The organism is Granulicatella sp. (assembly GCF_057274575.1).
The window spans coordinates 1-21,913 of the sequence record NZ_DBHISP010000012.1; the positions used below are offsets into that span (position 1 = coordinate 1).

Here is a 21,913-nt window from a genome sequence, read left to right on the forward strand (position 1 = left end):
GGAGTTTAGGGTTTTGAATCCCAATCCACCAATTCCCATCTTCATGATGAATAGCGGGACCTAGCGTGAGAACATTCCCACCCAGGTTAATCAGTGCAGAGGTCACTCCATGCTCTTTCAGCTGTTGCATCACCAGATCCGCAATATAACCTTTTGCAATACAACCAAGGTCAATCCGCATTCCTTCTTCTTGCAGAAAAATCGTCTGATCCTCTTCATCTAAAACGACTTTTGTTGCATCGGTTAGTTGAAGTTTGGCTTGAATTTCTTCATCTGTTGGTACTCTTGCATCGCTGAAACCTACTCGCCAAGTTTGGACCACCGGACCGATCAGAATATTCATCCGACTCCCCGCAGCTAAACTATTCTCCAGTCCCATTTTCACTAAATGAAAAATCTCTGGATGGACACTAACTGCATGTTTACCAGCAGCCAAGTTGACAGCCATCAGTTCTGAAGTTGGGTCATTCGCGCTAAAACGATGCTCATATCGCTTCAATTGCTCGAACACTTCGGCCACTAAACGCTCACCTTCTGGATGCGCAATTTTCAATTCGATGACGGTTCCCATCAATCGAATGGTACCTGTATGATACTGTTCCAAAACTGCCACTTCTCCTAGTTGAAACATGTGAAAAAAAGCACAGAAACTCCTACACAAAAGCGTTTTCTACTCCTTGTTTTGAATGTAACACAGTAGAAATTAAATTTCAAGAACGCAGGTCTATTTCCCTAATAAAATATGCATAAGAAAACTATTCCTATGCATATTGTTCTTATTTATTAAATTTTAATTACGGAACTGATTAGGAATGACTAGGACACAAAGTGTAATCAGCACTGCCAAACTCGACCCAATTGGAAAAATAGTTGCTGAACAAAAAAGCCCGATTACTTTAAATAAAACATCCCACTTGATCCACCTGCTACGGTTTGCACTCATTTCATGAAATTCTTCAGATGGATTCACCTCAGAAATACTTCTAAAGAACACTAATGTTGCAGCAGTAATGAATAAAACGATGATTCCATAAAATACCTGCACGGTCGCATTATAAAAATCCATCGCAATCAAACTTGTCGCATATGGGAATAGCGAAGCAAAAAATAGCATAATCATCGCAGCCCACACAGTCTTTTGAGTAATTTTCTCAGTTCTATGAGAATAGGCATGCAGATTCACCCACATCGCCCCTAACCATAAAAAGGACAATGCATACGCAAAAAAGTTTTCACGCAGTTCCCATAAACCTTGCCAATCAAGCGTCTTCGGCTTATCCAATTCTAGCACTAGAATCGTCATAACAATGGCAATCACCGCATCAATAAATGCACTTAAACGTTCTTGCCCCATCGTTCTTTTTTCCATAACATCACTCCTTACTAGCAACTTCCATTTTAAACTATTCCACCTCGAAAAAACACTACAAAGCCGAATCCGGTCCTCTTACTGAGAAGCAAGAAACTTAATATGAGCATGTATAAAGTTCCGGTTTTCTCGAGGGACTACAGAAAAAGCCCTTTGGATTCTATAATAACAACAATAGCGACTAGTAACCGATGCGAATTAGATTCTCTTGAAAATTGATTTTCTAGAGAATCTTTGAGGCTTGGTAAGCGTAAGACCTAAGCTCAACACACTCCGAAGCCGTTCTCTTTACGAGAAGCAATAAAACTTATTACTAAGTTTGCTAAAGTTCACTAAGTCGAAAGACGAAAAAAGCTCCCTAGATTTATAGTAGTTATAATAGCGGGGTCATAACCAATGTGAATTACTGGCTCTAGGGTGAAACCCGTAGAGTCAGTTTGAAGCTTGGTAGGATTGAGACCATGGATCAATATACTCCGAAACCCTTCTCTTACTGAGAAGCAAGAAACTTAATATGAGCATGTATAAAGTTACGGTTTTCTTGAGGGACTACAGAAAAAGCCCTTTGGATTCTATAATAACAACAATAGCGACTAGTAACCGATGCGAATTAGATTCTCTTGAAAATTTATTTTCTAGAGAATCTTTGAGGCTTGGTAGGCGTAAGACCTAGGCTTACGCCGGTACAGCTGTTGTCGTTATTATGAAGATATCCAAAGGGCTTGAATGTAGTCCCTACGGGACTCCCATTAAATCTTTTTAACAAACTCAGATTTAAGTTTCATTGCGCCGAAGCCATCTATCTTACAATCGATATTATGATCGCCTTCCACGATACGAATATTCTTCACACGTGTCCCTTGCTTAATATCTTTCGGAGCGCCTTTTACTTTCAAGTCTTTGATGACTGTTACAGTATCCCCGTCTTGTAATTTATTTCCGTTTGAATCGATGGCTACAGGACCTTCTTCTACTTCTGAACCTGGTTCCCATTCATACGCACATTCTGGACACACTAATAATACGCCATCTTCATATGTGTATTCTGAACCACATTTAGGGCAATTTGGTAATGACATTTACATTCCTTCTTTCTATTCAAAATTCATCTTAACGACGTTTACGAATCATATCTAACGGTTTTACTGGTTCCGTTACTTTCATTTTACAAATCATCATGGCATGAGGAGCTGCTTCGATTTCTTCACCATTTTCATCCCACAATTGTGTTAATGCTTCTTCGTGGTGACGCATTCCAGGTCCGTAGAACTCGATTTGGTCTCCGACTTTGAAGTTGTTCCGTTGTTGAACGGTAGCCATTTGTGTTTCAGGGTCATATTCAAGTACTTGTCCAACGAACGCATATTGAGGAATTTGACGGCGTGGGCCAAATAATTGTTCTTCTTCAGTTGGAATTTGGTAGTAGAAACCAGTTGCTAACTCACGTTGCGCTGCTTTCCATAACTCGTCAATCCATTCTTGTTTACATACATAGTTATCTGGATCTTCGCAGTAAGAATCCACCGCTGCACGATAAACATTCGATACCGTAGAAACATAGTGAATGGACTTCATCCGTCCTTCAATCTTCAAGCTATCTACACCAGCTTCGATTAAGTCTGGTAAGTTTTGAATCATTGCTAAGTCAACGGCACTCATCGAGAATTTCTCTTCGATCCCTTCTTCGCCAGCACCGACCATATTCTTTTCGCCGGCAAATGGCATATCGAATAGACCGTATTTCCAGCGACATGATTGCGCACATCCACCACGGTTAGCATCACGATGCACCATGTGGTTTGATAATACACAACGTCCTGAATAAGAAATACACATTGCACCGTGGATAAACGCTTCGATTTCTACATCCACTTTTTCTTGCATTTCTTTGATTTCGTCCATTGAAACTTCACGCGCTAGTACGACACGTTCTAATCCTTCGTCTTTCCAGAAGTTGAGCGTTTCGTAGTTGGCTGCTGAAGATTGTGTTGATAAATGGATAGGTAATCCTGGCGCTTCTGAGGCACAGATATCCATTAAGGCCATGTCACTAATAATGGCTGCATCGATTCCGATATCACGAACGGTACGGAAGAATTCTCCCGCTCCTTTTTCGTCTCCTTCGTGTGTCACCATGTTGGCTGCGATATATACTTTTGCATTATGTGCATGGGCAAAATCAACGGCTTCTTTCATTTCCGCAAAGTCAAAGTTCCCAGCACGGCTACGAAGCCCGTACGCTTCCCCACCAAGGAAAACTGCGTCCGCTCCGTATAAAATAGCTGTTTTTAATTTTTCAAGAGTACCCGCTGGAGCAAGTACTTCAGGTTTTTTCAATATCTTTCTTCCCATTTGACTCTCTCCTATTTCACATCTTCTGGATTTAATAAGTAAAATCCTGCTTCAAGACCACGAACCTCTGGATGAAGGGCACGAACTTGTAATTCAAGACTGGCACTCTTTTCAGTAGTCCATGTTCCTGCTTCGATTTCATTACGAGCATTCACGAATAATTTTGCCACTTCAACAAAGTTTTCCCCAGGAGCCAATACTCCGTCTAGCTTCCATTGCGGGATGCCCATTTCTGTTAGTTCTAACAAATACGGTGCTAGTGACACATCATTATTCGCGAAAATATGGGTTCCATTCACATCTTCGTAGATGGAATAGTGAGAATCATCATCTGCTGGTTCTGACACAAAAAGACCACGGCGTTTTTCAACCGATTCTTTTTTCTCGATATAGTTAAAATAGTTATTTAACAGTGGGCGTTTTGAATGATGGATACAAGTTGCTCCATAAACAAGAACCTCAATTGGAATTTCTACACCTGCTGCCAAAATTTTCATCTCTTCACGAGGAATTTCACGCGCAATGACCGCACCAACGGCACCACGTTTTCCCCAGAAATTAACTTGTCGACTACTTGTCACTAATACGGCAGCATCATAACGATACGGAATCGAATACTCAGGATTTTTCATAATTTGAACCACTCCTGGATCTCCTACCGCAATGTTATCCACACCAATTTCCTTTAAAAAGGTTAAATATTCAGGAACGAGCGCAATTCCTTCATTATGAAAAATCGCATTTACCGCAACACTCGCTTTTTTTCCATATTGGTGTGCCAATTTGGTTAATTCTTTTTGTTCTTCACGTGTAAACGACATCGGAAGGCGAAGTCCAAATTGGTCTTCCCCGAAATAAATCGTATCCACGCCTGCTTCAAGCAAATCTTTTGCTTGTTGGATCGATTCAACTGTTGCAATCAGCTCTATCATCCAAAGGCCCCCTTTGCTTTCTTTAAAATTTATACTTATCTAGAGTATCATAAAAAGGTTCATTTTTCTAATATTGTATAAAAAATAAACAATCCACCCTACCAAAAGTGATGGATGGATTGCTGTTTGTTATTCGACTTCTAATTGAATGCCAAATCCTTCTGGTAAAGCAGTAAATACACTAAACTCAGACTCGTGTAGATGTCCGATCACATTTTGACGAACATCTGAAGGCAACTCTTCTTTGGTGATTTCGATTTCACCTTGGTAACGTCCGTACTGAGCATTGGCTTGATTGATTTCTCCTACAGCGCGAGTTGTTGTAGAAACCTCGCCACCCAGCAATGCTGAACCACGAGTACCAAACACACGATACACAAAATCGCTAGCATCGATACGGTCATGAAGCACTTTACCTCTTAACTCTGCAGGCGCTTCTGCTTTTAACGACACGAAGCCCTCTTGGAAATCCTTCATGACTTTTTGTGTAGATTCGTTAATATACGTATCCCCAACCAAAATCATATCGGTATTCGCAGCGATAAGTTCACAAATCGCTAGTCTTGTATCCATGTTACGGTGCATCTCCACCGTAGGCAACCCCTCATGAAGAGGTCCTCTTAAAGGCTCATCCCCTGGAATAAACGCAAGCACTTTTACACCAAGTGCTTTCAACCTTTGATTGATGTCCGCAAACTTAGAAAGTGAAATGCCTGAATACACTTTTGGATAATAGTTATGGCAAGCGATGATTTGACGGGAAAAACCAAGTCGTTCCAATAATTTATATTCACGCTGGGTAAACGTTGAAGCATTTACGACCAAAGTAAACGATTTTCCGCAACGTTCAATAAACTCTTCGTCCCCAAATTCATCCAGACGTAAGTAGGATAGCCCGGCATTTTTCAGAAGCGCAATATTTTCTTTAGTAAGATCTTTATGGGCAATATCTGGAATTAAATCCACCTCGTATGAACGAGCTAATTTCACAAGGCGTATCATATCCGATATTTCAAGCGGATGTTCTGGCAACTGAAAAGAAGTAAAAGCCACGGTTTGACGCGCGGCTTTCATTTCTTCTAATACTTGTGTAACGACTTGTTCACCAAGATTGATATAGATGGAGCGCCCAAAAGAAATTTTTGGTCTATTTGTTTCCATATACTTCGTTAATACGATCTTCATCTACACCGAAAAGCCATGTGATGACAAATCCACCGATGTAAGCTCCCACCATTGCCGTTAAGAAGAGTGCTTGAGTTCCTGGCACCATGATTAAAGCCCCGAATAACCCTGAAACCCCTTGAGATACTGTACCTAAGTGGAATAGAACTGCTAACACACCGCCGACACCAGATCCTAAGCAAGCTGTTAAGAACGGCTTACCTAAAGGAAGTGTTACAGCATACATCATTGGTTCTCCGATACCTAAGATACCAACTGGTAATGAGTCTCTTGTTAATTGTTTTAATTTTTTGTTCTTAGTCTTCAAGTATAATGCTAAACCTGCACCGACTTGTCCACCACCGGCCATCATTAAGATTGGTAATAGATAGTTGATACCCGCACTTGGTCCGTTTGGATCGTTTAATAGAACATGGATTGGAGTTAATGCTTGGTGTAGACCAACAGACACGATTGGCAAGAATCCAGCAGCTAAGATGTACCCACCAAGGACTCCTAATTGTTCATATACGAAGTTTAATACTGTGTAAATACCCTGAGTTAACGCAGCACCAGCAGGTTGGATGATTAATACTGATAAGAATGCACCAATGATTAGTGTTAATAATGGTGTTAAGAATGTTTTCAACATTTGTGGTATTACTTTATCAACGGCACGTTCTAAATAAGCTACCAAAATCCCCATCATTAATGCAGCTAATAAACCTCCCGCACCTGGGTTAAATGCTTTACCAGTAAATGGCATTAACACTTGTCCTGCATCTGATTTCAATAGAAGTGGCATGGTTGAAATCCCTAGAGACATACTACCTGCAATTGCCCCAAGAATAGGAGTCCCTTTAAATTCACGAGCGGCATTATAACCTACATATAAAGGTAAGAACGTAAATAGCCCCCATCCCATTGTACGAATCGCTTGGTACCACCATTCAAAGTTATATGCATTTTTCGTTGTCACGTTAATTACGTTAGAAATCCCATTAATTAACCCAGCAGCAATAATCCCTGGTAGTAGTGGCACGAAAATATTAGCGATATGTTCCAAGAATCGTTGGATAGGACCCCTATGTGCGGCCTTATTTTCTTTTTTGTTTTCCTTCGCTAAATCTGCTGCATTAATCTCATCCACACTACCTAAATCAATTCCTGTTAAAGCTGAAAATTCACGACCAACTTCTGTTACTTTACCAGGGCCTAACACAATTTGAAGTCCTTGTTCCGTCTTAACAACTCCAAGTACAGAATCTACATCTTTTAACGCAGGAACATCTGCTTTAGAAGAATCTGCTAATGTGAGTCGCAAGCGTGTCATACACGTTGCATTACCAATTACGTTTTCCTTCTGTCCGACTTTACTTAAAATTTCACTTGCTACTTTTTTTGCATCCATTTTATTAAGCCTCCTTATTTTGCATTGCTTTAACAATATTCATTTGATTCTCTCGAAGCATTTTTCTCGCTTCATTGGATGAAATATGATGTATTTGAGAGATAATAGCAACTTTTAAATCAAAATCATTTTTCTCCAGATGTGCCCTAGCCTCTTCTTGAGAAAAACCTGTAATTTTAGAAAGAATATTCGTAGCACGTTGTTTCAACTTTTGATTCGTTGGTTGTACATCTACCATATATCCTTTAAAAATCTTTCCTACTCGAATCATTGCAGCTGTAGTAATCATATTTAGAATGAGTTTCTGAGCAGTTCCTGCCTTCATTCGAGTCGATCCCGTGACTACTTCTGGGCCAGTAATGGCTTCAATGCCGATATCAGCTACATTGGAAATCACGGCATTAGGAGAATTGGAAATCGCTCCTGTATAACATCCCACCTCTTTTGCGTAGCTTAATCCTGCCACAACATACGGTGTTCGCCCACTTGCACTAATTCCAACGACGACATCTTCTTTGACTAGACCAAGCTTTTTCAACTGTTCTTGCGCAATGGTTTCATCATCTTCTGCTCCTTCTATTGCATGACGAAGGGCATAATCTCCACCTGCTATAACGCCAACTACCATATCCGGTGAAACGCCAAAGGTTGGTGGACACTCACTTGCATCCAAAACACCGAGTCTACCAGAAGTTCCCGCACCAAGATAAATCAATCGACCTCCTTTCTCAAACGCTTGTACGACTGCTGCAGTTACTTTTTCAATCGAAGGAATGCATCGTTCAATCGCATCTGTAACGGTCCTATTCTCATCATTCATATAATGTAAAATCTGACCAATCGATTGTGTTTCAATATCCACACTTCTATCATTTACTTGTTCTGTCATCAACTTGGAAATGTCATCCATTTTCTCCACCTCCTCCTTAAAATTCCACTAGAATAAGAATTGGAATCGTTTTCTTAAGATTATTATACATCGTTGTAAATTTTATTTCAATACTATATAATTGAATTGGAAATAAAATTTCAGAAAGCAGGAGATTGTATGAAGAACTATTTAACAACTACAGACAAAAAAATCGAATCGTTCATTGCACAGAATTCAGATATAGTACTCTCATCTAGTATTCATACTTTATCTGAAAAAATTGGTGTTTCCCCATCATCCATTAGTAAGTTTATTAAGAAAATTGGATATCGTTCGTATTCACGGTTTAAAGTGCATCTCGCACAGAAAAATACTAAAACTATCGATGAACAAATCGAAAAAGACGACTCTATTAAAACCATTCAATCAAAACTTTTTAGTACCGTGACTCGTTCCTATGAAATGACTTTAGAACTACTCGACGACTCGGCGCTAAACAACATCATTAGTCTGATGAGAAACGCAAAAAAGATTTATGCATTTGGCGTGGGGGCTTCTGGAATGGTCTGTAATGATTTCTATTTTAAACTAAGCAGAATTGGGAAAAATATTATCTACCATACAGATTCCCATACTCAACTGGCAAGTCTTAGTAGTGCCACTAAAGAAGATCTTATCATCGGTGTGAGTTACTCTGCACAAACAAAAGAAGTTGCTACCGCGTTTGTGATTGCTAAAGAACGTGGAATTCCAACCGTATCTATAACAGGACTTGGAAATACACAATTAGATTCTTTAAGTACTTATTGCTTAAAAATACCCCGACACGAAAATACGATTCGTTCTGCCGCTATCACTAGCCGAAACGATTCATTATTTTTAGTTGACTTACTCTATTTAGGGCTTCTTCAAAAGGAAGATAGTCTCCAAAATGATATTTTAGAAACCAGTTATAAATTTACTCACCAATTACGGAAGTAAACATCCCTAAAAAATCCCCTATTCACTAAACAGATAAAAATTGAGAGGACCGTTATTATGAAAATTGGCATAGATGCTGGAGGAACAAAGACCAAAGGTGTTTTATATAAAGATAATCAAATCATTGATGAATTAATTGGAGAAATGGGCAATCCCATTGTCAACTTTGAGCTCGCTGTTTCAAATGTTTTGCGAGTCATTGAAAAGTTACTATCTCAAAATAAGCTCAACTACATGGATATTTCGATAATATCTATTGGAATGGCTGGAGCAGGTACAATAATTCAAGAACTCACCTGCGCTTTTAAAGAAAGAATCCCTTGCAAATTTGTCGTAGATTCCGATTTAAAAATGAGTCATATCGCTACTTTTGAGAATCAGGACGGAAATTTATTCATTACCGGAACGGGTTCCTCTCTTCTTTCACGAAAGAATGGAGAATTTATTCAAAAAGGGGGATGGGGTCATATTTTAGGGGATGAAGGTAGTGGCTATTGGATTGGCAAGAAAATTTTAACTACCTATATTCATTATCTTGATTTTTCAGAATCTCCTTTAGACTTTAGCGAACTGATTCCTACTCTAGAAGAGCGATTCCCTGACCGAACTTCCATTATACAAACTGTGTACTCCAAACCTAAAACAGAAGTCGCAAAACTCGCCACCTTCTGTACCACTTTTGATGCAAATTACTTTTTACATACCCTTGCTGAGCAGGCTGGAAAAGATATTGCAAATACTTTACTATCTTGCAATAATGACAGCATTATTCCAGTTGCTTTTGAGGGAAGTGTCATCAAAAACAATGTGACTATACTCAACAGTTGTATTTCAGCATTGCAAACTTTTCACAAAGAGCTTCAAATGATTCCTTCTCGTCCTGCTACCGAGAGTGTGTTCTATTTGTAAATAAAAAAACTATTGTGCCAATGGGACTAGTCCAAAAGTCACAATAGTTTTTTTGGTTTATAGCGTAGGGTAAGTGATTTGCCCTAAAATAACACTCTTCTTCGCTCCAGTTGCAGAAGGAACATTAGAAGGGCTTCTATGGTAAGTCTGATTTCCAAGAATCACAAACGCTAAAGCTTCTTTTGCTTCAGAAGAAAAACCATGCTCTTCCTGTGTCATTACCGTTACTTCCGGAATCTCATTTCTGATAAGTTCTAGTAAATAAGAATTATAGGCTCCCCCACCACCAATAATACATTTCTTTAAACCATATTCAGAAATTAAATATTTTTTATAATGATAGGCAATCGAGTAGGCCGTAAACCAAGTAAATGTATGAATCAAATCATTGGGTTCACAGGAATGATATTTTTCAAGAATGGATTTTGTAAAATGCTCTCCAAACATCTCTCTACCCGTTGTTTTTGGAATCTCCAAATTGAAATAAGGATGTTCCTTTAATTCTGCTGCTAACGATGGAATCAGATTTCCTTGTCGTGCATAATAGCCATCCGTATCATATTTTTTGCCGTAAAAAGTTCGTACAGCTTCGTCAATCATCATGTTTCCTGGGCCTGTATCAAAAGCGATGACTTTTTTAGTGTCCCCTTTTTTGGGAAGGACAGTTACATTTCCAATACCTCCAATATTTTGCAAAGCAACCGCTTGATTTTCTTCACCGTATAATAAAGTCTCACTATAAGGTACCAATGGAGCTCCTTCACCACCGACAGCCATATCCATGACTCTAAAATTGGAAATAACTTTACTTTTGCATTCATTCGCTATAATCGCTGCCTCTCCAATTTGTAAGGTGCTCGGCACATAATCGTCATAGGCTTTTGGAATATGGAAAATGGTTTGTCCATGACTTGCTATAAAAGAAAGATCTTCCAACTTCACATTCGCATCTTTACACAGGCTCTTTACAGCGTCTGCGAAAAGATATCCTAATTCAAAATTCAACGAACAAATTAAATCCACCGGAATTAATTCTCTGCTACAGCATTTTCTTATTTTTGTTCTCAAACTTTCTGGGATATCATATGTTTTAAAATATAATTGTTTTACTTTGGTGGACTCATCTTGACCGCTTATTTCACAAAGCACGGTATCCACACCATCTAAAGATGTTCCAGACATTAACCCTACTGCAAGCATTATTCAACCTCCTTAATGAACTGTCTTGTTCGAACCAGCAAATCTTTCGTGACATTAAAATCTGTCTTTGCAATTCCATAATACAATAAATCTGTAATCGTTAATAAACTATTCCTAGAAGTAATCGATCCTAAACGAATCTCTTTTTCTTCTACAGGAACAAACAGTCGAATATCTGACAATGTCGAGAGTGTTGATTTTAAATTGTACTTTGTCACTCCAACAATTCTGGCTCCCATTGTTTTAGCAACTTTTGCAATGGAATTAACCGATTCAGTTTCACCATTATAACTAATCACAATAACAACATCGTTCTTATCTAACTGCGCAATACGAGGCATTAAAGTATGCAAGTCACGATCGTACATGATATTTCGATGAATTCGAGTCATTTTATGATAGAAATCCAAACAAACAATACTGCTTCCTCCTACACCTAACAAGAAGACGGTTTTGGCTTCATGGATAAATTCAATGGCTTTTTCTAGTGCATAATAATCGAGTAAAGAAAAAGTTTCTCTTATATTTTGTGTTAACATGTTTTCCGTTTTTTGAAGCAATCCCATTAAGGAATCTTGAGGGTTTAAAAAAGTTTCAATGTCATCTTCGTTTGTATACGATTGAGTTTCTTTGGCAAGAGCTACTTTAAAAGCAGGTAAGCCTTTATATCCCATCTTTTTAGAAAATCGTACCCATGCAGCTGCCGATGTTTTCGTCATGTCTCCTAATTCTTTAGCATTAGACTCTAGAACAATTTGTCTATTGGCAAAAACAAACTCTGCAATCGAACGATCGGTTTCTGTAAAAGCACTCATTGAGCTTTTAATTTTATACAACACACTCATGATACACACTCTCTTTAATACTTTTTTTCTATGGTTCTCTTCTAGACGCTACGAACTTTATTCCTTATTCTTTATAATCATACACTCAACAGTTCATTACTATTTTCTTTTTTGTAATTCTTAATGAACTCTTTATACCAATAGAAACTATCTTTTTTATAGCGTTTGTAGCTACCATTTCCCAAATTATCTGCATCTACATAGATTACACCATAGCGTTTATCCATTTCGCAGCTTCCAGCCGATACAATATCAATAATCCCCCAAGCGATATAGGCTTCTAGTGGCACACCATCTTCCAAAGCTAATTGAGCTTGTTCATAATAATCTTTCATATACTCGATTCGATAAGGGTCATGAACTTCCCCAGTGTCTGTCAGTACATCTCTAGCTCCTAGGCCATTTTCTGAAACAATAATCGGTTTCTCGTATCTTTCATACACCTTATGTAAGGATGTTCTCAAACCAACTGGATCGATTTGCCATCCCCATTCACTTGCTTTTAAGTAAGGATTTTTCGTAGAAACCACTAAGTTTCCTGCTGTTTTATCCGCCTCTTCTACCGTAATCACCGATGAAGTATAAAATGAAATCGAAACAAAATCGCAAGTATTTTCTTTTAATAATCTTCTGTCCTCATCTGTAATCGTTAAATGAATACCCTTTTGTTTAAAGAATGTTTCTGCATAATACGGATAAACTCCTTTGGATAAAATATCCATGCAGTACCATTGATTCATCTGCTCTTCAAAGACAAGCTTAAGATTGTCTTCTGGTCTACTAGTTAATGGATAATAACAGAAGCAGGCAATCATAGAGCCAAAGCGCCCTGGGAGTTTCATCTCTCTAGCTAGTTTTATTGTTTTTGCACTCGCTACAAACTGATGATGTAAGGCTTGAAAAACATCAGATAAATCAAATCCGTTTTCGCCTTTTAATAAACCAACACCATTGTAGGGGCTAAAATATCCTGCGTTAATCTCGTTAAATGGCAACCAATAGTCTACCTGTCTTCCCCATCGTTCAAACACAAAATGAGCAAAACGTAGGAAGTGTTCGATACATTCTCTACCTTTCCATCCTCCATAATTTTCCACCAAGTAAATAGGCATTGCATAGTGATTTAACGTAAGGAATATTTTGATATTCTTTTCAGCTAATAATTGAAAAACCTTATCATAATATGCAACACCTTCAGGATTTGGAACTTCTTCCACTCCATTAGGGAATAATCTTGCCCAACTAATCGAGAATCGGTATAAATCTAACCCAAGTTCCGCCAAATAGTTGATATCTTCTTCAAGGTGCTTAAATCCCTTTGTTCCATTTCTAAATGGATAATATTTGTCCGAGTGAGCACTTTTAGCTTCCTCGATTTTTTCTTTAGTCAATAATCTTGTTTCTTCTGTTGCATTAGAAGTACGAGGCAAATAAGCTCTACAGTCTTGTGTATCTAAACCCTTTCCGTTTGAAAAGCCGCCTTCATATTGGCTAGACGCGGTTGCTCCACCCCATAAAATTTTCTTTCGTTGTTCCATCTTGATTATCCTATTCTAAATTTAAATTTTTGCCATGGTTTCATTTCATCTAAAATAAATTGCTCTACATCTACAATTTTTCCAACCACGTTTGTTTTTCCTGAGTTTTCCATATCCTTCAAGGCGATTTGTAATTCTCCAGCATAATGACCATATTCACTACTTTCGATTAAAATATCACCTCGTTTAATTTGAGCAGGAGCGTTAAATACTTCAAAACAGTGCCCCTTATACTTCACACGACTTTGAGTAGAGCGGATGAAATAATCATTTTGATCTCCTCTATTAAAGTGGAATTCTTCTAATACTATTTTTCTTTCGACTTCTGGAAGACCTTCGACTAACTCAACGTCAAATGTGACCAAATCCAAATCCAGACCTTTCAGAGAAGCTAACTCTTCTTCCGTTGGATAGCAATTTGAGATTAAAATATCATCCACTAATTCCATTGCAATATGATGTTTAATTTGAACCGCTAATGGCAATTCGCGATGAAGTTCAAGTGTCGGTAGTCCTTCTGTTGTCGGCCAAGGTCCAAATGCTTTTTTATCTTGAGAAGTCACAAAAGCGGCCGTTTTCAGTCCATAGTCATTAAAACGTTTCGTACATTCTTTATAAAAATCAAGATTCAAACCAGAATAACGATGTGGATAAAAATTGTGACATCCATATAATTTATATTTATTTGGTCTGTAATCCATAATCGTATCCAGGGTGTGAACATTGTTGCTCATATTGATTTCAACAATTAAACCTTGTGGATTATACGTCATAATTGATTCTTCTAAACCAGAAAAGCCAGCATCTAAGCGGATGCCATCTGCCCCTATTTCTTTGAAGAAGGATAAGTCTTTATAAGAAATATTTAATTCTCCAAAAACCCTTGGAGATACATCCACGATAACTTCAAAGCCAAGTTCGTGGGCGTATGCATTCAATTCTTTAAATTCTTTTTTTATTTCTTCTGCAGGCTTATTCACAGATAATAGACAAGAGAAAACTCTAGAAAATCCTAAACGACTCGTTTCTTCAAGATAGTTCTTGATTTCTTCTACCGTACTTTTTTCTGGATATATAGATACTCCTAATCTTCTCATTCATTTTCTCCTTAAAATTTAGTATAGAAAAGCCCTGCTACTCGAACAGGGCTCAAAGTTTCATTTTTATTGCTCTTGCTCTTGAGCTAGTAATGCTTTGTCGTACATTGCAAAGAATGGATAGTAAATTAAAATTGATAATAAGATTAATACTACGTTTAATACAATTGCTCTCCAGTCACTACCTGTAGCTAGGAATGCTCCAATTGGTCCAGGAAGTGTCCAAGGCGCACTAGCTACAACTTTATTTACTAATCCAGCAGACATTGCAATCCAAGTTAATACCCCATTTGCTAATGGAGCTAAAATAAATGGAATGATTAATTGTGGATTTAATACAATTGGTGTACCGAAGATTAAAGGCTCATTGATGTTACATACTGCAGGGATAAATGCTGTCTTACCAAGAGATTTACCATATGCAGATTTAGAACGCCAGATTAGTAAGATAGCTAATCCGATAGTAGCCCCAGAACCACCAATCATTACAAACCATTGATAGAATGGTTCAGCTGCAATATTAGGGATTGCAGAACCGCTCGCAAATGCTGAAGTATTTTCTTCTAACAATACTAACCATAATGGTCGTGCAAGAGAACCAACGATTGACCAACCGTGGATACCAAATGACCAGAAGAATTGAGATAAGAAAATCACGATAATAACTGAAAAGATTGAATCTGTCGCTTGTACTAATGGAGCAACGATACTGCCTACAATTTTATGAACATCGATACCAATAAACATGGTAACTGTTGAAACGAGTAATAATACAATTACTGTTGGTGTTAAAGCTTCAAAAGAACGCGCAACTGACGCTGGAACTTGAGGTGGCATTGAAATCTTGAATCCGCTCTTTTGCGTGAAACGATAAATTTCAACGGCAATAAAGGCAGATAGAATCCCGATAAACATCCCTGCAGATCCCAAATTACTCATAGGAAGAACAAATCCCGAAGGCAATGAAGATAAATAATTTTTCAAAGGTTCGCTAGATTCTGCTAAAGCTTTCACTTCTACTGAAGCAGCTGGAATTGCTTTAGGAATAATAGTGAGTAAGTAAGCTAATTCCGCTAAAATACCCCCAGATAATCCATCTAGATCATAAGAAGATGCTAGAGAAAATCCAATTCCGAAAACTGCGTATAGTGTCATAATGTACATTGAAACACGGTAAGGCAATAAGATTTTAGCTTGGTTTGCTTGAATAAATTGTGTAATTTCCCAATCTTTTGGCATTGAGTTTGGAAGAAAGGCAATTACTAAAAACATTGACGCAACAACAATAATTGGTAGAGTTGCAATAATACCATCACGGATAGCTCTTAAATGGCGCTGCTCAGCAAGTTTCGCCATAGGAGTTGATAATTTTGTATCCATGAATTCTGTGATTTTATCAAACATGAATATTCCCTCTTTCTGATTAAATATTTAATTCTTCTTTTATTTGCTGAAGTAATTTTGGCCCTCCTAAAGGAGTGTATCCTTGTGGCTTAATTAATAAACATGGGACACCTGCTTCATCTGCACTCACTTTTAACACATCATAGCGATGTCTGATTTGAGGAGCCACTAGTGAAATTTGATAATCCTCTTTCACCTTTTCAGCAAAAGCTTGCGTTCCGCATTCATCCACTTGAATGTCTAATCCTTCTTTCGTTCCTGCATCTTGTAATGCTTTAGCGACAATCGCACTAGACATACCCCCTGAACAAACTAATAAAATCTTCATCTTTTTCACCTCCTGTCAATTATAAAATTACTCCGGTCATTACAAGGAAATAGTATATAATTCCAATTAAAATGCTCCAAATACTTCCAACCCACCAAAAGGATTTCGTTATCCCTATTTTGGAGTTTACGAAATACTGCGAAAAAGAAACTGTAAATCCTGCAATCAATGATCCAAAAATGACAAATGGCCACTTAAAATCAATTTGAATAATATTACAAATTGCTGGAATCAAAAACATTGAAAGCACAATCGACAAAATAATCAAAAGAACACTTTTATAACCAAACATTGGGATATCATAATCCGTTGTTCCTAAAGCTGTTTTATAATTTTTACTTTGCTCCAAATTCTTTACGTTCCATTTTCTAAATTTAGACATCTTAATCTCCTTATTCTTTATGCTCTAACTTCCAAAGTCTTTCATTCATACGAATGATGTTTTCCGCCAAAGTTCTTACTTCAATAGAAGTCATTAAGTGGTCTTGAGCGTGTACAAAAAGCACCGATACCTCATTTTTTTCTCCCGCTGCTTCTTTTTGAATTAAATCTGTTTGAACTTGATGAGCCTTATTTAAAAAAGTATCTGCTTCTTTTAATAAGCTTCTAGCTTCTTCAAAATTTCCCTTTTCAGATTCTTCCATAGCCTCATAGACTAAAGCTTTTGCATTCCCACCATTGCTGATGATTTCAAAAATAATTAGCTCCATATCTTGCATTAAATATCACCCCCTAAAAATTGGATAGCCCGCTTGATATGCCCACTTCCATTTCTCAAAGCATTTTCTGCTACTTCTTTATCCACATTCATGATTTCCATAATGAGTGCTTTCTTTACACTGTGTCCACTCTCTTCATACAGTTGTTCCGCTCTGTCTTCGCTAACTCTCGTTAATGTCCGAATCATATTTTTTGAACGAATGACGAGTTTTTTATTACTTGGTTTTAAGTCCACCATATAATTTTTATACACTTTCCCCAGCTTAATCATAACACTAGTGGAAATCATATTGAGAATGAGTTTTTGTGCTGTTCCGGCTTTCATTCTTGTAGACCCCATGATTGCTTCTGCACCGGTAACTGCTTCAATAGGATACTGTGCAAATTTAGAAATTTCGGCACCTTGTACACATGAAATGGCTCCTGTTAAAGCTCCTATTTCCCTTGCAAATTGTAATCCACCAATCACATAAGGTGTGCGTCCGCTTGCGGCTAAGCCTATCACCGTATCTTTATCCCCTAGTTGATAATCAGTTAAGTCCTTTTTAGCAAGATCCAGTGAATCTTCCGCACCTTCTTGTGCAATAAACATCGCTTTTTCACCACCAGCAATGAGTCCAATCACTAGCCCTGGATCTACTCCATAGGTTGGAGGACATTCTGCAGCATCTAATACACCAAGCCTTCCCGAAGTACCCGCTCCAATATAAAATAAGCGCCCACCCTGTTGCATTCGATCAACAATTTGATTGACTAAAGGAGCTATTTGAGGAATGTTTTTAGCAACAATGGAGGCTACCAGCTGATCCTCATCATTAATTTTTTGAAGGATTTTTTCTGTCGATAAGACATCAATATCCATTGTTCGTTGATTATTTTTCTCAGTGTCTAATTTTATAATTTCTGTCATCATTCCACTTCCTTCTGAAAACAGTTTACCATAAAACCGCTAACAATGAAATAGTATTTTATAAAATTGTTTTATTTTTTGAAAAATAATTTCAATTTTTATTTTTTTACCGTCATACTGTTTCTACTGTTCTCTAAAAAAAGATGCTTCTATAAAATCATAGAAAGCATCCTTATTATATTTATATTAATGATGTTGCTTTAAAAAAAGATGTTTTAAATAGTAAAAGTTTAGTGTAGTACAATATAAGTATACATAAGAATATAGAAAATGAGGTGGTAATAATGTTCAACAATGCAGTTTATGCCTTTAAAAAAGCAACAAAACTTATGGGAATTTTATTGTCTGTGTTTTTAGTCTATTCTTTTTACGATTCTTCGATTTTTAATGATTATCATTTTCGTATGGGTTTTTTAGCTATGTTGGTAGGAGATTTTTTATATTTCTTTTTATGGAAAAATCCAAGAGATATATTTGATGATTGGTGATAAAAGTTTTAAGAATAGTCATCGGTTCATTTTATAGGGTTACTTTTTTTGAAAGTTTTGTATAAATAATCACTGCAAATCTCATTTGCCCCCTTTACTAAAGAATCTAGTAAAGGGGGAGTTTCTTTTAACGTAACTTATTCCAGATACGATACCTTCCTAACTATGTAAAAAAGGTCGGACTGAATAGTCCGACCTTTAAACATGTCATTAAAAATTATTTTAAAGTAATGGAAACTTTCCCATTAGAAAAGCTATTATCAAGCTCTTTTTAATCTTAAGAACATTAGAAGTGAAATTTCCAAGCATCCATAAATTTACATTGGCAATTATTATCGGATTTCTACTTACAATTATATCCGGATTAACAATCCCAATTGATATATATCTTTTGTTTTCAAATGAACTTTTTGGAATTACTATTATTGGTGTATTTTTATAATCTTTGTATTGAGATAAGATAATTTCTCCTTACTTCAGTTAAGTATATCTATTGTCTCATACTCTATATCTTCTAGTTCTTGCATGCGATGAGTTATCATAATAACCGTTGTATTATCTAATTTAGATAAATTTTCTAAAATCATTTTTGAGCTGGCAATATCGATACTTGAAAAACTTTCATCTAATAAAATAATCGGATTGGGATTTACCAGTAACCTAGCAATTGCAACTTTTTGCTTTTCTCCACCTGATAAATCAGTTATAGATTTAGTTAAGTCAATATCTAACTGTTTAATAATCTCCTTAAAATTATCAGACTCATCTTTTCCTAGTAAAATATTTTCCTTGATACTTGTGTCAAACATATATCCTTGTTGCCTTAAATAACTAAACAATTTGTCTGTGTTATATTCTGTCATATTAATACCATCAATCAAAATGACACCTTTTTGGGGCTCTAGTTGTTGTAATAACAGCTTAAATAGTGTGGACTTTCCTGTACCGGAAGCACCGCTCAGTACGTACCATTTTCCTTTATCTAACTGTAAGTTAACGTTGCTAAATAACATGCGATCCGTTGTATACCCGAATTCTAAATCTGAAATAGATACACTATTCCACGATAATAAAACAGGTTTTTCAACAGTTTTATCATTACTTCCTTCAAATTTATCAATTTTATCTAACAGTTGGACTGAAGAATGGATAATAGTCATATATTGATTAATCGCAGAAATTGAATCAAATAACTTCATTGCTAAATCGGTTGTAGACAAGATTGCACCCACTAAAATCAACTTATTTAGTATCAATAAACCTGTTACAAAAATGACAGATAGTTGACTAATTACATTTAGTAGAAAAATAATAAATGTGACCTTGCTCGTTTCTTTAGCAAGTAGCACTCGACTATTCTTAATTTTCAATAACTCTTGACTAAATGTATCCTGATAAAAATTTAATCCTCCAAATTCTTTTAGAACATCAATCCCTTTCATCATGTTATTAATTTTATTCAAGTAACTTTTATTCGCCTCAGAAACTTGATTTCCAGCATTGGACACCATTTTCTTTGTCAGCAAAGGAATAAAATATAATATAATCGACAAAATCAGACTAACTAAGAATAACAAGTAATGGATGTAGAATAAAGCAATTAAAGATAAAATAGCACGCAACATAAATCGTATCATACCAAAGATACTTCTCAGCACTTTATTTTCAATCATATTTACATCGTTTTGAAGAAAGGACTCGATTTCCTTTTGTTCTTGATTATCAATATAATTAGCCTTTATATTCCATGAAGCATATGACATATCACTACGCATATCATTAGATATGTTTTGAATAACGATTTCTTGATAGACTGTCTGATAATATGAAATGATTAGACTAACAATCCATAATCCCAAAATAAGGAATACTTCATACATAAATACTTTTACATTTTGTTGGATAATATATTCAGCAACCTTCGTCATACGTAATGCAGCATATACTTGTAAACCCGATACAGTAAATAGCCCTACTATATTTAATATAATTCCCAACATCTCTTTTCTTAAATATTTAATCATTTCTATCCTCCTCCAAAGAACTCAAAAACTCAAAGTCAAGTGGTTTATATTTTTTGGCAATTTGTCTTAAAAAGAATTATTCCCTTTATTACAATGCCTTTTTGATTACATTGTTCCTTCTAAGAACGGCGTTACCAATCCCATCCACTCCAATGGAAGATAAGTGGACAAATATCCGTGATTATATCCCCTTGCTTCATATAAAATACAATTGGAATGCATTTTCTGAAATAGTTTTGCCGATTCCTTCACGCATTTCATTTCCTTTTCTCCATAAATATAGAGAACCTCTGCTGAACTATCTGAAATCGCTGGTTTCAATTGATAACTGGCCATATAGGTGTTATAAATCGTTACTAATGTCTTCATCGGCAATCGTGGCATATCTTCCAAATAGTACCTTTCTAATTCTTCTGGATACGCCATCTTAGGATACATCTTTCTCATGAGTTTTAATTGCATTTTACATGCAGCCTTACCGAACATCAACTTCCCAAAACATTTTACAAAGGCGATGCTCATTTTTGCTAGTTTAGGTTGTGGTATACATAGACTTCCGTCAATAATTACTTTGTCAGCTATATGAGCATCTAACGAAAGTAACTCTATGACAATTTGTCCACCAAGAGAGACTCCGCCTAAAGCAAATACATGCCCATCGCATTGGTCTTTTATATACTCCAAAATCTCTTGTGCAGATTGTTCAGTAGATACATACTCCTTTTGGAACTCTTCTCCGTGTTCATCTAAAACTGGTAAAATCACATGGTATTTATCTGACAGAAGACGCGCTTGCCTCAAATAATTCCACCACGAATTCCCTCCACCATGAATTAATATGATATGAGGATTATGATTATCTCCAAATTCATGAAATCTCATCAAAAAGCTCCCTTTCCACCATCAAATCTCTTTTATTCTACACAAAAAAGGTCGGACTGAATAGTCCGACCTTTAAACATGTCATTAAAAATTATTTTAATGTTACTGAAGCGCCAACTTCTTCTAATTGAGCTTTTAATGCTTCAGCTTCTTCTTTAGCTACGCCTTCTTTTAATACGCCAGGAGCGCCATCAACTAATGCTTTAGCTTCTTTTAATCCTAATCCAGTTGCTTCACGAACAACTTTGATTACTTTAATTTTTTGGTCTCCAGCAGAAGTTAATTCTACAGTGAAGTCAGTTTTTTCTTCTGCAGCTTCGCTAGCGCCACCTGCTACTACAGCTACAGGAGCTGCTGCTGTTACGCCAAATTCTTCTTCGATAGCTTTTACTAAGTCGTTTAATTCTAATACAGTTGCTTCTTTAATGTCAGCAATGATTTGTTCAATGTTTAATGCCATTTTTATTTTCCTCCATTTTTTGGTTGTT

Annotated in this window: 24 protein-coding genes; 3 read left to right on the forward strand and 21 right to left on the reverse strand. The window is 36.6% G+C overall.

Features of this window, described 5'->3' with window-relative positions; genetic code table 11:
* The 8 genes from ACO5V7_RS06805 to murQ (ACO5V7_RS06840) form a co-directional block, all read right to left on the reverse strand.
* A partial coding sequence (locus ACO5V7_RS06805; RefSeq protein ID WP_485485569.1) for an FAD:protein FMN transferase occupies window positions 1-631 on the reverse strand: 631 nt, incomplete at its 3' end.
* 159 nt (window positions 632-790) lie between these two features.
* Window positions 791-1,354 carry a TMEM175 family protein gene (locus ACO5V7_RS06810; RefSeq protein ID WP_485485608.1) on the reverse strand — a complete coding sequence of 188 codons (564 nt, stop codon included), beginning with the start codon at window positions 1,352-1,354 and terminating at the stop codon, window positions 791-793.
* A 764-nt stretch (window positions 1,355-2,118) separates the two neighbouring features.
* A complete protein-coding gene (locus ACO5V7_RS06815) occupies window positions 2,119-2,448 on the reverse strand; it encodes a zinc ribbon domain-containing protein YjdM (protein WP_485485570.1) in 330 nt (109 codons plus the stop codon).
* A 31-nt stretch (window positions 2,449-2,479) separates the two neighbouring features.
* Window positions 2,480-3,721 (reverse strand): peptidase U32 family protein, encoded by a 1,242-nt coding sequence (locus ACO5V7_RS06820; RefSeq protein ID WP_485485571.1) that lies wholly within the window; start codon window positions 3,719-3,721, stop codon window positions 2,480-2,482.
* 11 nt (window positions 3,722-3,732) lie between these two features.
* Entirely contained in the window at window positions 3,733-4,653 is a 921-nt protein-coding gene (locus ACO5V7_RS06825) for a peptidase U32 family protein (RefSeq protein WP_485485572.1), read from the reverse strand.
* Window positions 4,654-4,782: 129 nt separating this feature from the next.
* Complete coding sequence (locus tag ACO5V7_RS06830) at window positions 4,783-5,814, reverse strand: MupG family TIM beta-alpha barrel fold protein (RefSeq protein ID WP_485485573.1); 1,032 nt, start codon at window positions 5,812-5,814, stop codon at window positions 4,783-4,785.
* Complete coding sequence (locus ACO5V7_RS06835) at window positions 5,801-7,228, reverse strand: PTS transporter subunit EIIC (RefSeq protein WP_485485574.1); 1,428 nt, start codon at window positions 7,226-7,228, stop codon at window positions 5,801-5,803. The genes ACO5V7_RS06830 and ACO5V7_RS06835 overlap by 14 nt, the downstream gene beginning before the upstream one ends.
* 4 nt (window positions 7,229-7,232) lie before the next feature.
* Window positions 7,233-8,138, reverse strand: a complete 906-nt coding sequence (gene murQ / locus ACO5V7_RS06840) for an N-acetylmuramic acid 6-phosphate etherase (protein ID WP_485485575.1) — start codon at window positions 8,136-8,138, stop codon at window positions 7,233-7,235.
* 138 nt (window positions 8,139-8,276) lie between these two features.
* On the opposite strand from murQ (ACO5V7_RS06840), the gene ACO5V7_RS06845 reads away from it, so the two are divergent.
* Window positions 8,277-9,080, forward strand: a complete 804-nt coding sequence (locus tag ACO5V7_RS06845) for a MurR/RpiR family transcriptional regulator (RefSeq protein WP_485485576.1) — start codon at window positions 8,277-8,279, stop codon at window positions 9,078-9,080.
* Window positions 9,081-9,137: 57 nt separating this feature from the next.
* Window positions 9,138-9,989: an N-acetylglucosamine kinase gene (locus ACO5V7_RS06850; protein ID WP_485485577.1), complete on the forward strand. Its 852-nt coding sequence runs from the start codon at window positions 9,138-9,140 to the stop codon at window positions 9,987-9,989.
* A gap of 57 nt (window positions 9,990-10,046) precedes the next feature.
* Here the strand turns inward: ACO5V7_RS06850 and anmK are convergent, their stop codons facing one another.
* From anmK to murQ (ACO5V7_RS06895), 9 genes are all read right to left on the reverse strand, one after another.
* Window positions 10,047-11,189: an anhydro-N-acetylmuramic acid kinase AnmK gene (gene anmK / locus ACO5V7_RS06855; RefSeq protein ID WP_485485578.1), complete on the reverse strand. Its 1,143-nt coding sequence runs from the start codon at window positions 11,187-11,189 to the stop codon at window positions 10,047-10,049.
* Complete coding sequence (locus ACO5V7_RS06860; RefSeq protein WP_485485579.1) at window positions 11,189-12,025, reverse strand: MurR/RpiR family transcriptional regulator; 837 nt, start codon at window positions 12,023-12,025, stop codon at window positions 11,189-11,191. The genes anmK and ACO5V7_RS06860 overlap by 1 nt, the downstream gene beginning before the upstream one ends.
* A gap of 86 nt (window positions 12,026-12,111) precedes the next feature.
* On the reverse strand, window positions 12,112-13,572 hold the full coding sequence (locus tag ACO5V7_RS06865) for a glycoside hydrolase family 1 protein (protein WP_485485580.1): 1,461 nt from the start codon (window positions 13,570-13,572) through the stop codon (window positions 12,112-12,114).
* A gap of 5 nt (window positions 13,573-13,577) precedes the next feature.
* Entirely contained in the window at window positions 13,578-14,669 is a 1,092-nt protein-coding gene (locus tag ACO5V7_RS06870; protein WP_485485581.1) for a DUF871 domain-containing protein, read from the reverse strand.
* 66 nt (window positions 14,670-14,735) lie between these two features.
* The gene (locus tag ACO5V7_RS06875) at window positions 14,736-16,073 is read right to left on the reverse strand and encodes a PTS sugar transporter subunit IIC (protein WP_485485582.1); all 1,338 of its coding nucleotides are present in this window, start codon (window positions 16,071-16,073) and stop codon (window positions 14,736-14,738) included.
* 19 nt (window positions 16,074-16,092) lie between these two features.
* Window positions 16,093-16,401, reverse strand: coding sequence for a PTS sugar transporter subunit IIB (locus ACO5V7_RS06880; RefSeq protein WP_298650223.1), 309 nt, complete (start codon window positions 16,399-16,401; stop codon window positions 16,093-16,095).
* A gap of 19 nt (window positions 16,402-16,420) precedes the next feature.
* Window positions 16,421-16,783, reverse strand: coding sequence for a hypothetical protein (locus ACO5V7_RS06885; protein ID WP_298650221.1), 363 nt, complete (start codon window positions 16,781-16,783; stop codon window positions 16,421-16,423).
* A 10-nt stretch (window positions 16,784-16,793) separates the two neighbouring features.
* A complete protein-coding gene (locus tag ACO5V7_RS06890) occupies window positions 16,794-17,120 on the reverse strand; it encodes a PTS lactose/cellobiose transporter subunit IIA (RefSeq protein WP_485485583.1) in 327 nt (108 codons plus the stop codon).
* Window positions 17,120-18,034, reverse strand: coding sequence for an N-acetylmuramic acid 6-phosphate etherase (gene murQ / locus ACO5V7_RS06895; protein WP_485485584.1), 915 nt, complete (start codon window positions 18,032-18,034; stop codon window positions 17,120-17,122). The genes ACO5V7_RS06890 and murQ (ACO5V7_RS06895) overlap by 1 nt, the downstream gene beginning before the upstream one ends.
* Before the next feature lie 281 nt (window positions 18,035-18,315).
* Between murQ (ACO5V7_RS06895) and ACO5V7_RS06900 the strand changes: the two genes are divergently transcribed.
* On the forward strand, window positions 18,316-18,519 hold the full coding sequence (locus tag ACO5V7_RS06900) for a hypothetical protein (RefSeq protein ID WP_485485585.1): 204 nt from the start codon (window positions 18,316-18,318) through the stop codon (window positions 18,517-18,519).
* Window positions 18,520-18,741: 222 nt separating this feature from the next.
* Here the strand turns inward: ACO5V7_RS06900 and ACO5V7_RS06905 are convergent, their stop codons facing one another.
* The 4 genes from ACO5V7_RS06905 to rplL all read right to left on the reverse strand — a co-directional run bounded on the left by ACO5V7_RS06905 (window position 18,742) and on the right by rplL (window position 21,885).
* On the reverse strand, window positions 18,742-18,984 hold the full coding sequence (locus tag ACO5V7_RS06905) for a type IIL restriction-modification enzyme MmeI (protein WP_485485609.1): 243 nt from the start codon (window positions 18,982-18,984) through the stop codon (window positions 18,742-18,744).
* An 11-nt stretch (window positions 18,985-18,995) separates the two neighbouring features.
* Window positions 18,996-20,543, reverse strand: coding sequence for an ATP-binding cassette domain-containing protein (locus ACO5V7_RS06910; RefSeq protein WP_485485586.1), 1,548 nt, complete (start codon window positions 20,541-20,543; stop codon window positions 18,996-18,998).
* A gap of 105 nt (window positions 20,544-20,648) precedes the next feature.
* On the reverse strand, window positions 20,649-21,425 hold the full coding sequence (locus ACO5V7_RS06915; RefSeq protein ID WP_485485587.1) for an alpha/beta hydrolase: 777 nt from the start codon (window positions 21,423-21,425) through the stop codon (window positions 20,649-20,651).
* Window positions 21,426-21,516: 91 nt separating this feature from the next.
* Entirely contained in the window at window positions 21,517-21,885 is a 369-nt protein-coding gene (gene rplL, locus ACO5V7_RS06920) for a 50S ribosomal protein L7/L12 (RefSeq protein ID WP_298650215.1), read from the reverse strand.
* Window positions 21,886-21,913 lie beyond the last annotated feature (28 nt).

What these genes read in the sequence shown, in the direction of transcription:
- ACO5V7_RS06810 (WP_485485608.1), bottom strand. Translation starts at nt 1,354, where the DNA reads ATGGGGCAAGAACGTTTAAGTGCATTTATTGATGCGGTGATTGCCATT.
- ACO5V7_RS06815 (WP_485485570.1), bottom strand. Translation starts at nt 2,448, where the DNA reads ATGTCATTACCAAATTGCCCTAAATGTGGTTCAGAATACACATATGAA.
- ACO5V7_RS06820 (WP_485485571.1), bottom strand. Translation starts at nt 3,721, where the DNA reads ATGGGAAGAAAGATATTGAAAAAACCTGAAGTACTTGCTCCAGCGGGT.
- ACO5V7_RS06825 (WP_485485572.1), bottom strand. Translation starts at nt 4,653, where the DNA reads ATGATAGAGCTGATTGCAACAGTTGAATCGATCCAACAAGCAAAAGAT.
- ACO5V7_RS06830 (WP_485485573.1), bottom strand. Translation starts at nt 5,814, where the DNA reads ATGGAAACAAATAGACCAAAAATTTCTTTTGGGCGCTCCATCTATATC.
- ACO5V7_RS06835 (WP_485485574.1), bottom strand. Translation starts at nt 7,228, where the DNA reads ATGGATGCAAAAAAAGTAGCAAGTGAAATTTTAAGTAAAGTCGGACAG.
- murQ (WP_485485575.1), bottom strand. Translation starts at nt 8,138, where the DNA reads ATGGATGACATTTCCAAGTTGATGACAGAACAAGTAAATGATAGAAGT.
- ACO5V7_RS06845 (WP_485485576.1), top strand. Translation starts at nt 8,277, where the DNA reads ATGAAGAACTATTTAACAACTACAGACAAAAAAATCGAATCGTTCATT.
- ACO5V7_RS06850 (WP_485485577.1), top strand. Translation starts at nt 9,138, where the DNA reads ATGAAAATTGGCATAGATGCTGGAGGAACAAAGACCAAAGGTGTTTTA.
- anmK (WP_485485578.1), bottom strand. Translation starts at nt 11,189, where the DNA reads ATGCTTGCAGTAGGGTTAATGTCTGGAACATCTTTAGATGGTGTGGAT.
- ACO5V7_RS06865 (WP_485485580.1), bottom strand. Translation starts at nt 13,572, where the DNA reads ATGGAACAACGAAAGAAAATTTTATGGGGTGGAGCAACCGCGTCTAGC.
- ACO5V7_RS06870 (WP_485485581.1), bottom strand. Translation starts at nt 14,669, where the DNA reads ATGAGAAGATTAGGAGTATCTATATATCCAGAAAAAAGTACGGTAGAA.
- ACO5V7_RS06875 (WP_485485582.1), bottom strand. Translation starts at nt 16,073, where the DNA reads ATGTTTGATAAAATCACAGAATTCATGGATACAAAATTATCAACTCCT.
- ACO5V7_RS06880 (WP_298650223.1), bottom strand. Translation starts at nt 16,401, where the DNA reads ATGAAGATTTTATTAGTTTGTTCAGGGGGTATGTCTAGTGCGATTGTC.
- ACO5V7_RS06885 (WP_298650221.1), bottom strand. Translation starts at nt 16,783, where the DNA reads ATGTCTAAATTTAGAAAATGGAACGTAAAGAATTTGGAGCAAAGTAAA.
- ACO5V7_RS06890 (WP_485485583.1), bottom strand. Translation starts at nt 17,120, where the DNA reads ATGCAAGATATGGAGCTAATTATTTTTGAAATCATCAGCAATGGTGGG.
- murQ (WP_485485584.1), bottom strand. Translation starts at nt 18,034, where the DNA reads ATGATGACAGAAATTATAAAATTAGACACTGAGAAAAATAATCAACGA.
- ACO5V7_RS06900 (WP_485485585.1), top strand. Translation starts at nt 18,316, where the DNA reads ATGTTCAACAATGCAGTTTATGCCTTTAAAAAAGCAACAAAACTTATG.
- ACO5V7_RS06910 (WP_485485586.1), bottom strand. Translation starts at nt 20,543, where the DNA reads ATGATTAAATATTTAAGAAAAGAGATGTTGGGAATTATATTAAATATA.
- ACO5V7_RS06915 (WP_485485587.1), bottom strand. Translation starts at nt 21,425, where the DNA reads ATGAGATTTCATGAATTTGGAGATAATCATAATCCTCATATCATATTA.
- rplL (WP_298650215.1), bottom strand. Translation starts at nt 21,885, where the DNA reads ATGGCATTAAACATTGAACAAATCATTGCTGACATTAAAGAAGCAACT.